A 16,945-nucleotide genomic window follows, 5' to 3' on the forward strand; every position below is an offset into this window, starting at 1 on the left:
CGCTGTGTCGGGCCAGGGTCTTGATGCGCAGAGATCTTGATGCGCGGTCTTGCTGTGTGGGCACGCCGGTCAGGCGTGCCATCCTCCTGCTGTCCGGCCCTGGTTATTGCGGCATCGGATAGTCTTCAGCGTTCAGCACCCAACCCGGCTTGTTCGAGAAATCCTCTCGCGGGGGGCTGAAGATGTCGACAAGCAGATTGCTGCCGGCGCCGCTGGCGCGGGTGGTGTGGATGACCGGGGGCGGGATCACCAGAAGCGAGGGCGCCCCCATCGCAAGCGCCTGATCGTCGTGCCAGTCGGCCATGTCGCTGGTCCAGGGCCAGCGTAGATAATGGGTGAACTCCCCCGTCAGCGCCAGTGAACCCTGTTCGAAATCGTCATGGTGGTGGGGCGACATCTTCGACGGATCGCGCGGGCCGTCGAAGGGATCGAGAACATTCACCATCAGCGTGGTGCAGCGGTAAATACGGCCGAACCGCCCCTCTTCCGGCGGCACGTCGAGCGAATAAGAGCGGACTTTCCAGCCGTCTTTCGGTTCCGGCCAGGGTTGGAACGGCGGAATGTGATCGCGCGGCTGATCATAGCCGCGGGCATTGCCGCAGGCTTCGGCCAGATCGGAGTTCTGTGTCGAGAACAGCCGGATCAACTCCCCGCTCTGGGGCAGGCTGACCGTGCTGTCGCCGGGCGGCACGAAGGCGATCGAAAAGCCGGGAACCGCGACGGTTTCGCCGTTCCAGGTGATCTCGGCGCCGGACTTGGGCAGCAGAACGCAATATTCGTCGATCTGGCCTTGACGGGAAAAGATCGCGCCGGGGACGGTCTTGGTATAGGCAACCAGGAAATTTTGCCCGCGGTGCAACCAGCTTTGGCCGGCGTCGTCGTCGATCTGCGGGGCGGTTTCGTAAAACCGCGCCTCCTGCGGTTCGGTCACCAGGCCGGTCTGCGACAGCATGCTGCCCGTCCTGGCCGAGGACAGAGAGGCGCGGGGATCGGATTTGTCGTACATGGATTAGCGTCCTTTTCTCACGGGCGTCATGGTCTGCAGTCGCCGGGCGAGGTGCGCATGGGCCGAACGCTGCCGGATGCTGAAATTCGCGTCGGTCAAGGTCTCCTCCTTCCGTAACCGCATTAATGTTCTGCTAAGCGATACATCGTTCTTTTCATCGGAACATATTTGCGTAATTATCGTGCTGTCAAGCATTGCGTGTTCACTTTGCGTCGCACACCTTTGCCCGACGGTGAAACTTCAAGGGGATCAGGGATCATGACAGCCGAAAGCGCGGAGAAGTCCGACACCATCCAAAGTGTCGTGCTTGCCCTTCAGGTTCTTGAGACATTGGCCAATGCCAATGGCGATATGGGGGTCACCGCGCTGGCCTCGGCGCTCGACACCACCAAAAGCCGCATCCACCGGCATCTGCGTACGCTGGTGTCGCTGGGATATATCTCTCAGTCGGAGTTGACTGAACGCTATCGGATCGGCGCCAGGTTGATCGCATTGGGGCGGGCTGCCTCTGGATCGGCGGATCTGACATCTGTCGCCCAGCGGCATATGCGGGCGCTGCGCGATCGCACCGGCCAGGCGGTGAGCCTGGGCCAGGTCGAGGCAAACGGGATTCGCATTCTCAACACGCTGCCGGGAAAGATGCCGATCGAGGTGGGCGTCCGGCCGGGATCATTGCTGAAGTTCGGCAATTCGGCGCAGGGAAAGGTGGCGCTGGCCTCGATGCCCGAGGCTCGGCGGCAGGAACTGATTCCCGAAACGATCGCGGCGGAGACGGCATTCACCATCACCGACCGGGCGGCCCTGATGTCGCATATCGCCCAGGTTGCGGAATGCGGCTGGGCGACAGCCCCGAACGAGACGATGCTGGGGCTGAATGCGCTGGCCTGTCCGATCCTCAACGCGGATGGTGAGCCGGTTGCCACCGTCGCCATCGTCAGCCTGACGCAATACATCGAAACCCCGCCGCAGGCCGAGCAGATCGAGGCCGTGCGCGAGGCTGCCGCACGGATTTCCAGCGAATTGGGGTATTCCGCCTGAGGCGCCGGGCTGGGCGCGTGCCTGGTCGCAGCAGCCGGGGCGGTGGCACGCCAGCGTTCTGATGGTCATGCCCTCATAGGTCTGCCCCGCTTTGGCGAGAGCAACGGGATCATTTCAAAATTCCTGGCCGGACCCGCAACAGGTTCGCTCCTGTACCCCATCGGGGTGCCGGGAAGCGGCATCCGTGTTTCCCCCGCCCATCGCGGGTTTGGGGCTGATCCTGTGCGGCTTGACATCGCGACGCCGGGAAAATAGCTAATAGATGTTTCGTCTGACAGAACATTGGTTCGCTTAACGTGACGACAGGACGGAAAGTCGGGACCCTCGGGAGGTAAGAGATGACATCCATTGAAACGATCGAGCGCGAGGAAGCAGCGCGGATCAGCGAGATTCTGAAGGGAAGTGTCGATCCGCATGTTCACAGCGGGCCATCGATCGCGCCGCGCGCGATCGATCATCTCGATCTTGCCAAAGTGTATTCCGACGCGGGCTTTGCCGCCGTCGTCACCAAGGATCACGATTATTCCGGCGTGATCTGCGCCCGGATGATCCGGGATCACCACCCTGAGCTGACCACTCAAGTGTTCTCGGGGATCGTGCTGAACAACGTGGTTGGCGGCATCAACCCCTATGCGGTCGAACATACCGCGGCGATGGAGGGGAAAATCGTCTGGCTGCCGACGCTCGCCGCCGAGAATCACCTCGAATGGGAAAAAAGCTCGGGCTGGTCGCATCCGGCCTCGACGCAGAAAATCCGTCCGGCGACGGCGGTGCCGCTGTTCGAAGACGGCAAGCTGCGTCCGGAAGTGCTGGATCTTCTGGATGTGGTCGCCGCGACCGGGATGGCGCTGGCCAGCGGCCATATCCATGTCTCGGAAACCAAGATCGTCTTTGCCGAGGCGCGCAAGCGCGGCATCGAGCGGCTGATCTTCACCCATCCCGAGGATATCGTCGGCGCCTCGCTCGAGGATACCAAGGAACTCGCCGATCTGGGCGCCTATGTGGAACATTCTCTGGCCTTCTTCCTGGAAGGGTCGAAATTCCGCACCCGCAGCAACGAGGAGCTGCAGGTCTTTATCGACCTCGTCGGCGCAGAGCGCACCATCCTGTGTTCCGATCTGGGGCAGGTGGGCACGCTGTCGCCGCTGGAAGGGTTCCGGCGCGGGGTCGCGACCTGTCTGTCGCTCGGGTATTCCGATGCGCAGATCCACGACATGGTGGCGACCAATTCCGCAGCCGTTCTCGGGCTTGATGAGTGAGCGGCGCCGATGAGCCGCATGGCATCCCCCACGGTTCAGGGGGGGGGCGCTGGCGGTTTCGCAGTGCAGAACAGACAGATGTGAGGGAGAGGTGAAATGACCGGGGATCTAAGATCGCGTATTCGCGCCGGAGAGTTGCTGATCGGCAGTTTCATCAAGACGCCGGTGCCGCATATGGTTGAAATCCTGGGACATGTCGGGCTGGATTTCGCAGTGATCGACCAGGAGCATGCTCCGATCGAACTGAGCCAGATGGACATGATGGCAATGGCGGGGCGGTCGGTCGGCCTGCCGTTGCTGTCGCGGCGCTGGGGCGCGCAGACCGACTGGATCGCGCCATTGCTGGATCTGGGGCTGGCCGGGGTGATGGTGCCGCATGTGCTTGACCGCGCCGGAGCAGAGCAAGTCTGTGATGCGGTACGCTTTTCGCGCGGCAAACGCGGGCTGTCGCCATCGCCGCGCGCCGGGAATTACGGCGGGATGAGCATTCCGGCCTATCGCGATCATTGCGATGCCGGCAGCGTCGTCATGGTGCAGATCGAGGATGAAAGCGCACTTGATCATCTCGACGATATCGCGGCGATTGCGGACATCGACCTGATGTTCATCGGGCCGGCGGATCTGTCGCAATCCATGGGGGTGGGCTTTCCCTCGGCTGAATTGGACCAGGCGATCGAAAGGATCATCGCGGCGGGCAAGAAGGCTGGCGTTGCCATCGGTTTGTTCGTGGGCGATGCGGCCCAGATCCCGGCGTGGCACGCGAAGGGGATCACGCTTTTCGTTTGCGGGTCGGATCAGGCTCTGTTGCGCAAATCCGCGACCCAGCTGATGGCGACCGCCCGCGGCTGATATCAGGCCAGGGTCGGACAGATGAAAGCCTCCGGCTCTGGCCGGGGGCTTTGTTGTTTCGGGGTTGATCGTCGTCAAGATGTCGTCCGCCTGATACGGATAGAAGGGATACTGACAGCACCAAACGGCAGGGCGGAGCGCAGAAAGCGATGCAGACAGAAGATCAAAGCGGTGTGATCGGGTTTCTGAGCGATCCGGCCAGCCATGGCGCACCGGGCCCGGTCGAGGTGGTGCAAACCCATATCTCGGTCATCTTCCTGGTGGGCGAGCGTGCCTTCAAGCTCAAGCGTGCGGTGCATCTGCCCTATGCTGATTTCTCCACCCCCGCGATCCGGCTCGCCGCTTGCGAGAAGGAGGTCGCGTTGAACCGGCCCGCCGCGCCTGAGCTGTATCTGGGCGTGCGGCGGATCACCCGGGGGCCCGACGGCCTGGCCTTCGATGGCACGGGAGAGCTGATTGACGCGGTGGTCGAGATGATGCGCTTTGATCAGGACAGGCTGTTCGACCGGATGGCACAGCGGGGCGAACTGGATGCCGGCACGATCCGCGCCCTGTCGTCCGAGATCGCCGCCGCCCATGCCCGGGCCGAGATCGTCCAGGGACAGGGCGGGGCTGCCAATATCGCCGGGGTGCTTGACATCAACCGGGCGGGGTTCGGCGAAAGCGCGGTGTTTTCGGCGGCGGCGGTGGCGGCGCTTGATGATGCCTTTCGGCAGCGGCTTGCCACCCATGCCGATTTGCTGGACGCGCGGGCCAAGGCGGGGCGGATCCGGCGCTGTCATGGGGATCTGCATCTGCGCAACATCTGCCTCTGGCAGGGGCAGCCGCGGCTGTTCGATTGCATCGACTTCAACGATCAACTGGCGACGACAGATGTACTCTATGATCTTGCCTTCGTTGCGATGGACCTTTGGCATCGGGGGTTGAGGGGGTTCGCCAACTTTCTGGTGAACCTCTATCTCGACCGCAGTGGCGACGAGGCGGGCTTTGCGCTGTTGCCCTTCTTCATGGCGTTGCGGGCGGCGGTGCGGGCCCATGTGATCGCCACCCAGGCTGAGACGGGGGCAGCGGATCAGGCAGAGGCGGCGCGCACCACCGCGCGGGAGTATTACGATCTGGCGATGGAAATGCTGGCGCCGCAGCCGGCGCGGCTGGTGGCGATCGGCGGGCTCAGCGGTAGCGGCAAGTCGACAGTGGCCGAGGCACTGGCGCCCTTGATCGGACCGGCACCCGGCGCACGGCTAATCGAAAGCGATCGGGCGAGGAAGGCGTTGTTCGGCGTCTCGCCGGAGACCCGGCTGCCGGACGAGGCTTATCGCGCGGAAGTTTCGGATCAGGTCTATGGCAGCATGGCGGCACGGGCCGGGGGCTTGCTGCAAGGCGGTTGTCCGGTGCTGGCCGATGCGGTCTTCGACCGGGCCGATCGGCGCGCCGCCATCGCCCTGGCGGCGGCAGAGGCGGAGGTACCCTTTACCGGCCTCTGGCTTGACGTTGCGCCCGAGGTTCTGCGGCAGCGCGTAGCGGCCCGCCGGGGCGGTGTTTCGGATGCCACGGTGCAGGTGCTCGAGGCCCAGCTTGCCCGCGATCCAGGGCCGATGGACTGGCTGACAGTCGACGGTGGCCAGCCGGTCGATCAGGTGGTCGCGGCGATGCAGCGTCATCTGTGATCTGCCGCACTGCGGCGATTGCATGGGCGCGATCCATGCCTATATCCAGACCGGGATCGCCCCTCCCACGGGGGGAGGGCTGAAGGACAAGGACCGATGGGGTATTTCAAGACCGCACTTCTGATGGCCGCGATGACGGCGCTGTTCATGGGGCTGGGCTATCTGCTTGGCGGCTCGGGCGGGATGCTGATCGCGCTGATCTTCGCCGGCGGGATGAACGTTTTCACCTGGTGGAACTCCGACCGGATGGTGCTGCGGATGTATAACGCGCGGCTGGTCGGTTCGGCCGATCGCAGCGGGCTGGCGCAACTGGTCGCGGGGCTGGCGCGCAACGCCGGCATTCCGATGCCGGCCGTCTATATCATCGAACAGTCGCAGCCCAACGCCTTCGCCACCGGACGCAACCCGCAGAATGCCGCCGTCGCGGTGACGACCGGCTTGATGCAGAGCCTGTCGCGCGAGGAGTTGGCCGGCGTGATCGCCCACGAGCTGGCGCACATCCGCAACCATGACACCGCGATCATGACGGTGACCGCGACCTTCGCCGGGGCGATTTCGATGCTAGCGAACTTCGCGCTGTTCTTCGGCGGGTCGCGCGAACGCATGGGCATTGTCGGTACGCTGGCGATGATGATCCTGGCGCCGCTGGCTGCGGCTCTGGTGCAGATGGCAATCAGCCGGACGCGTGAATATGCCGCCGACCGGGCGGGGGCGCAGATCTGCGGCAACCCGCTGTGGCTCGCCTCGGCGCTGGAGCGGATCGAGGCCGGCGCGGCCCGGATCGACAACATGGCGGCCGAGCGCAATCCGGCCACCGCGCATATGTTCATCATCAATCCGCTGCATGGGGCAGGGGCGGACAACCTCTTTGCCACCCACCCGGCGACCGCCAACCGCATCGCCGCCCTGCGAAAGATGGCCGCGGCCGCAGGCCAATCCGCACCGCGCTCGGCGCCGCGCAGCAGCACTGCGCCTTGGGGGGCAGGCGGTTCGGACAAATCTTCGCGCGGTCCCTGGGGGTGAGCGAAAGCCCCACCGCCCGAGGGGGCGGCGGGATGCCGATCAGGCCATCAGCTCTTTCGCCCGGTCGCGCAGGACGAATTTCTGGATCTTGCCGGTCGAGGTCTTGGGCAATTCGCCGAAGACGATTGTTTTCGGCGCCTTGAAGTGGGCCATGTGTTCGCGGCAGAAGGCGATGATCGTCGCCGCGTCAGCCTGCTGGCCCGGTTTCAGGGTGACGAAGGCGCAGGGCGTTTCGCCCCATTTCTCGTCGGGGCGGGCAACCACGGCGGCCTCGAGCACCGCCGGGTGGCGGTAAAGCACATCCTCCACTTCGACCGAGGAGATGTTCTCACCGCCCGAGATGATGATGTCTTTCAGCCGGTCCTTCAGTTCGACATAGCCGTCGGGATGCATGACCCCCAGATCGCCCGAGGCGAACCAGCCGCCGCGGAAGGCTTCGGCGGTGGCGGTCGGGTTCTTCAGATACCCGCGCATCACGTTGTTGCCGCGCATGAAGATCTCTCCGATGGTCTGGCCGTCCGAGGGTACTGGCTCCAGCGTTTCGGGATCGGCCACCATCAGTTCGGAAAGCGCGCCGTTCTTCACCCCCTGACGCGCCTTCAGCCGGGCGCGTTGATCGGCAGGCAGGCTGTCCCATTCCGATTTCCAGGCGCAGACCACGGCGGGGCCATAGACTTCGGTCAGCCCGTAGACATGGGTGACCTCGATCGCCATCGCCTCCATCGCTTCGATCACCGCAGCGGGCGGCGAGGCGCCGGCGGTCATTACCTGCACCGGATGGTCGAAGGCCTTGAGGCTGGCGTTTTGCACCAGCATGTTCAGGATGATGGGGGCGCCGCAGAAATGGGTCACGGTTTCAGCGGCGATCAACTCGAAGATCGGCTCGGCGCGGACATGGCGCAGGCAGACGGCAGTGCCGGCATTGGCGGCAATCGCCCAAGGATAGCACCAGCCGTTGCAATGGAACATCGGCAGCGTCCAGAGATAGACCGAATGCAGCGGCATATGCCAGGACTGCAGCTGCGCCAGCGCGTTCAGATGGGCGCCGCGATGGTGATAGACAACACCCTTTGGATTGCCGGTGGTTCCCGACGTGTAGTTGAGCGAGATCGCGTCCCATTCATCGGTGGGCGGCGTCCACTGGAAATCACGGTCGCCCTCGGCCAGCAACGCCTCATAGGTCAGGGCACCAATGCGGCGACCGCCGTCAAAGGTGGGATCCTCGATATCGACGACCAGCCGCTCAGGGCCTTCGGACAGCTCTAGCGCGGCGGCGACCACATCGGCGAATTCGGCATCGACCAGCACGACCTTGGCTTCGCCATGATCGAGGATGAAGGCGATTGCCTCGGCATCGAGCCGGGTGTTGATCGCGTTCAGCACCGCACCGGCCATGGGGACGCCGAAATGGGCTTCGAACATCTCGGGGATATTGGCGGCGATCACCGCGACGGTGTCGTTCTTGCCGATGCCGCGATGCATCAGCGCACTGCCGAGCGCCCGGGTTCGGGCATAGGTTTCGGCCCAGGTCCGGCGTACCGGCCCGTGCACCACCGCCAGACGGTCGGGATAGACCGCTGCCGTCCGTTCGATAAAGCTCAGCGGCGTGAGCCGTTCGTAATTCGCCGCACAGGCGTCGAGATTCTGGTCGTAGATGGATGGTGTCGCGGTCATCTGCTCTCCCCTTGCGAAATCCGATTCGCGTTCTTCGCGTCCCCGCAGCCGGATTGACGGCTGGCGACCGGCTCGGCCGGCTGGCCGACTATCGTGGAAAGCTGCGGTGGTGTCGAGCGGTGCAATGCGCGGAATTGCATGGATAATCCCGGGGAACGGGACAATGCGCAAAGAGCCGCCGGATCGGGGGCAACAGAACTCTTGACCGGGAATGCGGTGCGCGTAAGGGGCGGTGGCGGGCGTTGGGTCCCGTGTTGTTTCGTGACTTCGATGATCCCTGTTTCGATGTCTTCCGGCGATTTGATCGCCGACCGTCGCGCCGATTATGCCGAGGCCTTGCTGCCTGAGGATCCGGTCGCCGCTTGTGATCTATATGCGCAGGCCCTGGAACTGGTGCCGGGCTGGGCCGCCGGCTGGTTCCGGCTGGGAGAAATCCGCGCCGAGGCCGACCTGGCGGGGGCGGCCCATGCGTTCGAACAGGCGCTTGCGGCTGACCCTGACGACCGGCTGGGGGCCAGCCTGCAGCTTGATCTGCTGCGCAATCGGTCGCTGGCCGATACCATGCCCTCGGCCTTTGTCGAGACGCTGTTCGACCAATACGCCGCAGACTTCGACGGTGCGCTGGTCGACAAGCTGGGCTATCGCGCGCCGCAGTTGCTGGCGGCAGGGCTGGTGGCCCCCTTTGGCCGGGTGCTGGATCTGGGCTGTGGTACCGGGCTGATGGGGCGGGAGCTGCGCGCCGGCGCCGATTGGCTGGAAGGCTGGGATATTTCGGCCGAGATGCTGCGGGAGGCGGAGACGAAAGGGCTCTATGACCGGCTGGACAAACGGGATCTGAGCGAACTGGCCCCGGAAGAAGAGCGGTGGGATCTGATCACCGCGGCGGATGTCTTCGCCTATCTCGGTGCGTTGGAGCGGATTGTCGGCTGGGTGGCGCAGGCGCTGCGTCCGGGGGGGCGGTTCGCCTTCACCGTCGAGGCACATGAGGGGCTGGGCGCCTATGTGTTGCGGGACAGCCGGCGGTACGCCCATGCTGCCGGGCCGCTGGTGGCGCTCCTTGATTACGCCGGGTTCGAGGTGCGGATGGAGCGCCGGGTGCTGCGGCAAGATCGCGGTGCGCCGATTTGGGGATTGGTGGTGCAGGCGGTCAAGCGACCGGCGGGGCGCGGCGATGATAGCCCGAGGGTGAAAGCGTGATGCTGAAGGCCTGACTAGGGGACAGAAGAAGAACCCCCGACGGGAAAGACGCCGGAGGCCTGAGCCTCCGGCGCATCACCTTATTTCTTGCCCTGGATCTGGCGTACGTCGCGGACCGCGCCGCGGGCGGCCGAGGTGGTCAGCGCCGCATAGGCCTGCAGCGCGCTCGACACCTTGCGCTTGCGCTGCTCGTCGGGCTGCCAGCCCTTTTCCTCGCGCTTGGCGCGGCGCTCGGCCAGCACCGCATCGTCGACGGCCAGATGGATCTTGCGGTTGGGGATGTCGATCTCGATGATATCGCCTTCCTCGACCAGACCGATGGCACCGCCCTCGGCCGCCTCGGGCGAGACGTGGCCGATCGACAGGCCCGATGAGCCGCCGGAGAACCGCCCGTCGGTGACCAGCGCACAGCTTTTGCCCAGACCCTTCGACTTGAGGTAGGAGGTGGGATAGAGCATTTCCTGCATGCCGGGGCCGCCACGCGGACCTTCATAGCGGATCAGCACCACGTCGCCCGGGTTGATCTTGCCGGTCAGGATGCCGTTCACCGCCGAATCCTGGCTTTCGAAGATGCGCGCAGGTCCCGAGAAGGTGAGGATCGAGTCATCCACACCGGCGGTTTTCACGATGCAGCCATCCTCGGCGATATTGCCATAGAGCACGGCCAGACCGCCATCCTTGGAAAAGGCATGGTCAGCATCGCGGATCACGCCGTTTTCGCGGTCGAGATCGAGCGTGTCGAACCGGCGCGATTGCGAAAAGGCGACTTCGGTCCGCACTCCGCCGGGGGCGGCGCGGAAGAATTCATGCACGCTGTCCGAGTTGGTGCGGGTGATGTCCCAGCGATCCAGAGCATGGGCCAAGCTTTCGGCATGGACCGAATTGACGGTGGTATCCAACAGCCCGGCGTGGTCAAGCTGGCCCAGGATCGACATGATGCCGCCGGCGCGGTGCACGTCTTCCATATGGACGTCGTTCTTGGCAGGCGCCACCTTGCACAGCACCGGAACCTGACGGCTGAGCGCGTCGATATCGGACATGTCGAAATCGACCTCGCCCTCATTCGCGGCGGCCAGCAGGTGCAGCACGGTATTGGTCGACCCGCCCATGGCGATATCGAGCGACATGGCGTTCTTGAAGGCGGGCACCGTGGCGATGTTGCGCGGCAGAACGCTGGCGTCGTCCTGTTCGTAATAGCGCCGCGCCAGATCGACGATCAGGTGGCCGGCCTCGACAAACAGCTTTTCGCGGTCGGCATGGGTGGCGAGCGTCGAGCCGTTGCCCGGCAGCGACAGACCCAGCGCCTCGGTCAGGCAGTTCATCGAGTTGGCGGTGAACATGCCCGAGCACGACCCGCAGGTGGGGCAGGCGGCCTGTTCGATCGCGGCGACCTGTTCGTCGGAATAGCTGTCGTCGGCAGCGGCGACCATGGCATCGACCAGGTCGAGCGCAGTTTCCTTGCCCTCCCAGACGACCTTGCCGGCCTCCATCGGTCCGCCCGAGACGAAGACGACGGGGATGTTCAGCCGCATCGCGGCCATCAGCATGCCGGGGGTGATCTTGTCGCAGTTGGAGATGCAGACCATCGCATCGGCGCAATGGGCGTTGACCATATATTCAACGCTGTCGGCGATGATCTCGCGCGAAGGCAGTGAATAGAGCATGCCATCATGGCCCATGGCGATGCCGTCATCGACCGCGATGGTGTTGAATTCCTTGGCCACGCCGCCGGCCTTTTCGACCTCGCGCGCGACGAGCTGGCCCAGATCCTTCAGATGGACGTGGCCGGGCACGAATTGGGTGAAGCTGTTGACGATGGCGATGATCGGCTTGCCGAAATCGCCGTCCTTCATGCCGGTGGCGCGCCACAGACCCCGGGCGCCCGCCATGTTGCGGCCGTGGGTACTGGTTCTCGAACGATATCTGGGCATCGAACCCTCCCTTTTGAATGAGTCGGCGCACCCTATACGCCTCGCTTCTGCGAGTGAAATATATTATTGTGCGCGAATTGGGTCGGTTGGGATATAAGTGACATGGATGTGCGCCAGCTCAGGCATTTTGTTGCCGTGGCCGAGACCCTGCATTTTGGCCGGGCGGCGGCGCGGCTGGGGATAACGCAGCCGCCTTTGAGCCAGTCGATCCAGGCGCTTGAGCGGGAGCTGGGGGCGCCGTTGTTCGAACGGACCCGCCGCAGTGTGGCGCTGACACCTTTCGGGGCGGACTGGCTGCCACATGTGCAACAGGCGCTGGATGGGGTAGAGGCTCTGGCCGAGACGGCAGATCGGATCCGGCTGGGGCGGGCGGGGCGTTTGGAGCTGTCTTTCGTCAGCACGGCGGACTACAGCATCCTGCCGCTGCTGGTGGCGCGGTTCCGGGCGCTTTACCCTGAGGTGGAAATCGCCCTGACCGAGGCCACCAGCGATCGGCAGGTCACGGCGCTGAGCGAAGGGCACGGGCAGGTCGGGATCATCATTCCACAGGGGGAGGCGGTGTTGCCGGAAGGCTTTGCCTATCGTCGGCTGGTGTCCGAACCGCTGATCGCTGCAGTCCCGGAAAGCTGGATCGAAAGCGGGCGGCTGCGGACGGTGTCGGGGCGGTTGCCGGCGGAGGCGGTGATTTCCTCATCGCTGATCGTCTTTCCCCGGCGTGCGGCGCCCTCGTTCTACGATCTGGTGACGGGCTATTATGCTGCCTGTGGCGGCTCTGCCCATGTGGTGCAGAATGCCATTCAGATGCAGACCATCATCAGCCTGGTGTCCGCCGGCATGGGGATCGCGCTGGTGCCCGCGTCGCTCAGGCACCTGGCGCGCTCCGGCGTGCGGTATCTGCCGCTGGCCGCCGAGGCCCCGCAGTTGGAGACGGGCATCGTCTGGCGGCGCGATGATATGACGCCGACGCTGGGAAATTTCCTGCGGATGATCGACAGCCTGCCCGAGCTTGCCACAGACGAGCCTTCGGGCTGAGCCGGCATGGGGCGTGACAGGACACCATATTATATGATGTATCGTGATGCGTCGCGTCTGAATTTCCCCTTGAAGGGATGAAGGCGGGGCCTGGTCGCTCCGGCAAGCTGTCGCGTCATCGGCCGCGGGCGGACCTGATGTCAGTGACCGCAGACATCAAGATGTTCGCTGCGCTCGGGCGTGACGTTGCGGTCCCGCATCCGAGGATCTCGTGGTGAACAAAAGTTTGTGAACGGTTGCGGACGCCGCTGGCGGAGTTTCGCGCATAGCTGATTTTTGAGATTTGAAAATCTATATATATCAAGGTATAGCGCGGTTCTCTTCGCGCATCTGTGTCCGTTTTTCGTTGTGATCATCTGTGACGGGCATGAGGGTGAAAGCTGTTTGATTCATGCATCTCTCGCCATTTTTTTGCTGCCAGACCTGTTGCTAAACTGAACGTATCTGTTCAGTTGTCCCGCAAGCGCGAGTCGTTCGCGACTCACGCTGGAACACAACTCAGGAGATACACTGATGAGCGATTATTTCCGCGCTGGCCTGTCGGCCGTGGCGCTGGCCGCTGGTTTGGCTGGCCCGGCCCTGGCAGGCCCGACCTACGAGAACGCTTCCGGCGGCACTTTCACCTTCTACGGTCAGTTCGACCCGACCTGGATGTCGTTCGATGACGGTGTGAACAGCTACAACGACCTGGCGGACAACACCAACTCGAACAGCCGCGTGGGTTTCTACGTGCGCCAGCCCTTCGGCGCTTATAAGTTCCAGTTCCACTTTGAAACCGCTCTGGGTCTCAAATCCTCGGCCGCGGTCAACCAGACCACCGAGCCGAAGGACATGAAATGGGATCGCACCCGGCTGCGGCATGTTGATTTCAGCTTGGCCGGCGACTTCGGTAAAGTGTCGGCCGGTCAAGGTAGCATGGCCAGCGATGGCGCTGCTGGTAGCGACCTGTCGGGCACCACTCTGGTCGTGAGCCAATCGCTGATCGACGCCGCCGGCGCCTATCAGCTGACCACCAGCGGCGGTGCGCTGTCGGGCATCAAGCTGGAAGACGCTTTCGCCAACTTCGACGGTGGCCGCAAAGGTCGTATCCGGTATGACACCCCGTCGCTGAACGGCTTCGTCCTGTCGGCGGCCTATGGTACCGAAATCCTGAAGTCCAACGTCGATGACGACTATTACGACATCGCCGTGCGCTACAACAACAAGTTCGGCGACTACGAACTGGCAAGCTCGCTGGCCGTCGCTTGGACCGACCGTGACAGCGCAGACGACATCCGCGATACCGTCGCATCGGTTTCGGTCAAGCACGCATCGGGCCTGAACGGCACCGTGACCTATGGCGACCGCGACACCACCGGCAACTATTACTATGCCAAGCTCGGCTATGAAGCCCGGTTCTTCTCGGTCGGGACCACCTCGATGGCGGTGGATTATTACAGCGGCGACGATCTGATCTCCAGCGGGTCGGAATCCGAATCCTGGGGCGTCGGTGTGGTGCAGAAGTTCGACAACTATAACGTCGAGGCCTATGCCAGCTATCGTGACTACAGCTTTTCGGACAACAGCGGCACGTCCTATAACGACGCCAACCTGGTTCTGGTCGGCGCTCGCTGGAAATTCTGATCCGGCAATCTGACCTGAAGGTCTTTTTTCGGCCCGCCGCGACATGCGGCGGGCCGTTTTGTTTGTGCCATCGCCCCCGGGTTTTCAGCGCCAAAGCCGCAATGGGCCTTGCACAGCGGGGCAGGGGCACATAGAAGGCGACAAATTTGCTGTGCGCGCGGGTTTCGCGCGCTTTCGACTCTATGGGGAATAGGATGCAGGTCACCGAAACGCTGAACGAAGGGCTCAAGCGCGCCTACACGCTGATGGTCACGGCGCAGGAGCTGGACGAGAAAGTGAACGAGAAGCTGCTCGAGGCCCAGCCGGAAATCGAGATGAAGGGCTTCCGTAAAGGCAAGGTTCCGATGGCGCTGCTGAAAAAGCAGTTCGGCCAGCGTCTTCTGGGCGAAGCCATGCAGGAAACCATCGACGGTGCGATGAACCAGCACTTTGAAGACAGCGGCGACCGCCCCGCGGTCCAGCCCGAGGTCAAGATGACCAACGAGGACTGGAAAGAGGGCGACGACGTTCACGTCGAGATGTCCTATGAAAAGCTGCCGGAAATCCCCGAGGTCGATCTGGCTTCGATCAGCCTGGAGCGCCTGGTCGTCAAAGCCGATGACGCATCGGTGGACGAGGCCCTGTCCAATCTGGCCGATGCCGCCAAGGATTACAAAGCCCGTGATGAAGGCGCCGCCGCCGAGGATGGCGATCAGGTCGTCTTCGATTTCGTCGGCAAGGTCGACGGCGAGGCATTCGAGGGCGGTTCCGCCGAAGATTACCCGCTGGTCCTGGGCTCGGGCCAATTCATTCCCGGCTTCGAAGAGCAGCTCGTGGGTGTGAAGGCCGGCGAGGAAAAAGACGTTACCGTCACCTTCCCCGAAGAATATCAAGCCGAACATCTGGCCGGTAAGGAAGCCGTGTTCACCTGCACCATCAAAGAGGTGAAGGCGCCGGCGGCGGCCGAGCTGGACGATGAGCTGGCGAAGAAATTCGGGGCCGAAGATCTCGATGGGCTGAAAGGTCAGATTCGCGAACGCCTGGAAGCTGAATATGCCGGCGCCGCCCGTGCCGTTCTGAAGCGTGATCTGCTGGACAAGCTGGACGCGCTGGTCAGCTTTGAGCTGCCGCCGAGCCTGGTCGAGGCGGAAGCCGGCCAGATCGCCCATCAGCTCTATCATGAAGAGCACCCGGACGATCACGGCCATGATCACGGCTCGATCGAGACGACTGACGAGCACAAGAAGTTGGCCGAACGCCGCGTGCGTCTGGGCCTGCTGCTGGCCGAGCTGGGCCAGAAAGCCGAAGTGCAGGTGACCGACGCCGAGATGACGCAGGCGATCATGAACCAGGCTCGCCAATACCCGGGTCAGGAACGTCAGTTCTTTGAATTCGTGCAACAGAACGCCCAGATGCAGCAGCAACTGCGCGCGCCGATCTTCGAAGACAAAGTCATCGACTATGTCTGCGAGCTGGCGAAGGTTGACGACAAGGAAGTCAGCAAGGACGATCTGGAGAAGGCCGTCGAAGCGCTGGAAAGCGACGACTGATCATTTAGGATCGGGTACCGTCCTGTCGGGCCGCCCCAGTGGGGCGGCCTTTTTCGTACCGTCCACCGGGAGGAGAGGCGTGGCGCCACGAAAAAGGGCCGCCCCGAAGAGCTGGCCCTTTTCCAGATGAAGATCGCAGGTGCCGTTCGCTGGGGAGCTGTCGGCTGGGGCTCAGTCAGTCGGTGCCGCGATCGAGCTTTCCTGGCGGCGTTCGGCCCTTGCCTGGCTCAGTTGCTTGAGTTTTTCCGAGGGCGGGATGCCCATGTTCCGTGACAGGGTCTCGGCCAGGGCGAGCGCGGCGTTCATTTCTTCCGGGCTGTCCGCCTGGGTCACCTGTTCATAGCAGTATTGTTGCAGCGCGCCGAGGCTGTCGTCTCCGGTGCTGTCGATCGGCGCCGGCTTGTGCGTCTTGTCGAACAGGGCGCGGGCCTGATCGTCTGTCAGGAAGACGTCGTGATCGATGCCGGCGAATTCGCGGATGCCGTCGATCCGCTCGTCGGAACAATCCATCAGCGCTGCCATGGCGGTCACCACGCCCATCGGCTTCGGCGTGCCCAAATAATCGTATGGGGCATTGCGCGAACGTTTCATCACCCGGTTCATCACCGGGTCGATCACCGCCACCGCATCCAATACACCAGCCTCGCGCGCGTATTCGAAGGCACCAACCATGACCTCGCTGGTGACATAGGAGATCGAGTTGCGCTTCTTCGTGCCGGTCAGTTTCTTGGTATCGACACAGAACCGGGTGGCTTCCCAGATCCGGGAGCTGCGCAGCGGCGGCTCGCCATCGAGAAGTTGATAAAACACATCGGCCAGCATGTGTGGCCCGGTGGTTTGAAGAAGGCGCATGCATCCCACGACATCGCCATCCTCGTCCAGACAGACCACATGCGCGGGATCGAGCGCGTCGAATTCGTCGATCTCCTTGCCGTCGGTCACATGAACGTCCCACCCAAGGCGTCCCTCAAAAACCCGTGCCCTTAGGCGATACATCTCGTCCAGGATGTCCGGGAACTTATGTTTGTTTAAGCCGTCGATCACGATAATCATGGTTTTCCCCTACCGCATAGTCGTGTGTTTACGGATCGTTAGCTATATTGGACGATTTCTCCAT

The 16,945-nt window shown here is 63.3% G+C and carries 13 protein-coding genes; 9 read left to right on the forward strand and 4 right to left on the reverse strand.

Annotated features, from left to right (window positions below; translation table 11 throughout):
- Nucleotides 1-103: 103 nt before the first annotated feature.
- Nucleotides 104-1,006 carry a cupin domain-containing protein gene (locus G455_RS0100990; protein ID WP_028091965.1) on the reverse strand — a complete coding sequence of 301 codons (903 nt, stop codon included), beginning with the start codon at nucleotides 1,004-1,006 and terminating at the stop codon, nucleotides 104-106.
- 258 nt (nucleotides 1,007-1,264) lie between these two features.
- On the opposite strand from G455_RS0100990, the gene G455_RS0101000 reads away from it, so the two are divergent.
- The 5 genes from G455_RS0101000 to htpX all read left to right on the forward strand — a co-directional run bounded on the left by G455_RS0101000 (nucleotide 1,265) and on the right by htpX (nucleotide 6,842).
- On the forward strand, nucleotides 1,265-2,044 hold the full coding sequence (locus G455_RS0101000) for an IclR family transcriptional regulator (protein WP_028091966.1): 780 nt from the start codon (nucleotides 1,265-1,267) through the stop codon (nucleotides 2,042-2,044).
- Nucleotides 2,045-2,382: 338 nt separating this feature from the next.
- Nucleotides 2,383-3,303 carry a DUF6282 family protein gene (locus tag G455_RS0101005; RefSeq protein WP_028091967.1) on the forward strand — a complete coding sequence of 307 codons (921 nt, stop codon included), beginning with the start codon at nucleotides 2,383-2,385 and terminating at the stop codon, nucleotides 3,301-3,303.
- Between the two features lie 96 nt (nucleotides 3,304-3,399).
- Nucleotides 3,400-4,152 carry an HpcH/HpaI aldolase family protein gene (locus G455_RS0101010; protein WP_028091968.1) on the forward strand — a complete coding sequence of 251 codons (753 nt, stop codon included), beginning with the start codon at nucleotides 3,400-3,402 and terminating at the stop codon, nucleotides 4,150-4,152.
- Nucleotides 4,153-4,301: 149 nt separating this feature from the next.
- Nucleotides 4,302-5,819, forward strand: coding sequence for a bifunctional aminoglycoside phosphotransferase/ATP-binding protein (locus G455_RS0101015; RefSeq protein WP_028091969.1), 1,518 nt, complete (start codon nucleotides 4,302-4,304; stop codon nucleotides 5,817-5,819).
- Between the two features lie 96 nt (nucleotides 5,820-5,915).
- Nucleotides 5,916-6,842 (forward strand): zinc metalloprotease HtpX, encoded by a 927-nt coding sequence (gene htpX / locus G455_RS0101020; protein WP_028091970.1) that lies wholly within the window; start codon nucleotides 5,916-5,918, stop codon nucleotides 6,840-6,842.
- A gap of 39 nt (nucleotides 6,843-6,881) precedes the next feature.
- Here htpX and G455_RS0101025 read toward each other — a convergent pair whose 3' ends face one another.
- Nucleotides 6,882-8,516: an acyl-CoA synthetase gene (locus G455_RS0101025; protein WP_028091971.1), complete on the reverse strand. Its 1,635-nt coding sequence runs from the start codon at nucleotides 8,514-8,516 to the stop codon at nucleotides 6,882-6,884.
- Between the two features lie 285 nt (nucleotides 8,517-8,801).
- Here G455_RS0101025 and G455_RS0101030 point away from each other — a divergent pair, with 285 nt between their 5' ends.
- Nucleotides 8,802-9,713: a class I SAM-dependent DNA methyltransferase gene (locus tag G455_RS0101030; RefSeq protein ID WP_229861698.1), complete on the forward strand. Its 912-nt coding sequence runs from the start codon at nucleotides 8,802-8,804 to the stop codon at nucleotides 9,711-9,713.
- Nucleotides 9,714-9,793: 80 nt separating this feature from the next.
- Here G455_RS0101030 and ilvD read toward each other — a convergent pair whose 3' ends face one another.
- Nucleotides 9,794-11,644: a dihydroxy-acid dehydratase gene (gene ilvD / locus G455_RS0101035; protein WP_028091973.1), complete on the reverse strand. Its 1,851-nt coding sequence runs from the start codon at nucleotides 11,642-11,644 to the stop codon at nucleotides 9,794-9,796.
- 102 nt (nucleotides 11,645-11,746) lie between these two features.
- Between ilvD and G455_RS0101040 the strand changes: the two genes are divergently transcribed.
- The 3 genes from G455_RS0101040 (at nucleotide 11,747) to tig (ending at nucleotide 15,828) form a co-directional block, all read left to right on the forward strand.
- Entirely contained in the window at nucleotides 11,747-12,676 is a 930-nt protein-coding gene (locus G455_RS0101040; protein WP_028091974.1) for a LysR family transcriptional regulator, read from the forward strand.
- Between the two features lie 513 nt (nucleotides 12,677-13,189).
- Nucleotides 13,190-14,299 carry a porin gene (locus tag G455_RS0101045; protein ID WP_028091975.1) on the forward strand — a complete coding sequence of 370 codons (1,110 nt, stop codon included), beginning with the start codon at nucleotides 13,190-13,192 and terminating at the stop codon, nucleotides 14,297-14,299.
- 194 nt (nucleotides 14,300-14,493) lie between these two features.
- Nucleotides 14,494-15,828: a trigger factor gene (tig, locus tag G455_RS0101050; protein WP_028091976.1), complete on the forward strand. Its 1,335-nt coding sequence runs from the start codon at nucleotides 14,494-14,496 to the stop codon at nucleotides 15,826-15,828.
- Between the two features lie 171 nt (nucleotides 15,829-15,999).
- On the opposite strand, the gene G455_RS23025 is transcribed toward tig, so the two are convergent.
- Nucleotides 16,000-16,881 (reverse strand): acyl-homoserine-lactone synthase, encoded by an 882-nt coding sequence (locus G455_RS23025; RefSeq protein ID WP_084436951.1) that lies wholly within the window; start codon nucleotides 16,879-16,881, stop codon nucleotides 16,000-16,002.
- Between the last annotated feature and the right edge of the window lie 64 nt (nucleotides 16,882-16,945).

It is taken from the genome of Pseudodonghicola xiamenensis DSM 18339, assembly GCF_000429365.1.
GTDB classification, from domain to species: domain Bacteria; phylum Pseudomonadota; class Alphaproteobacteria; order Rhodobacterales; family Rhodobacteraceae; genus Pseudodonghicola; species Pseudodonghicola xiamenensis.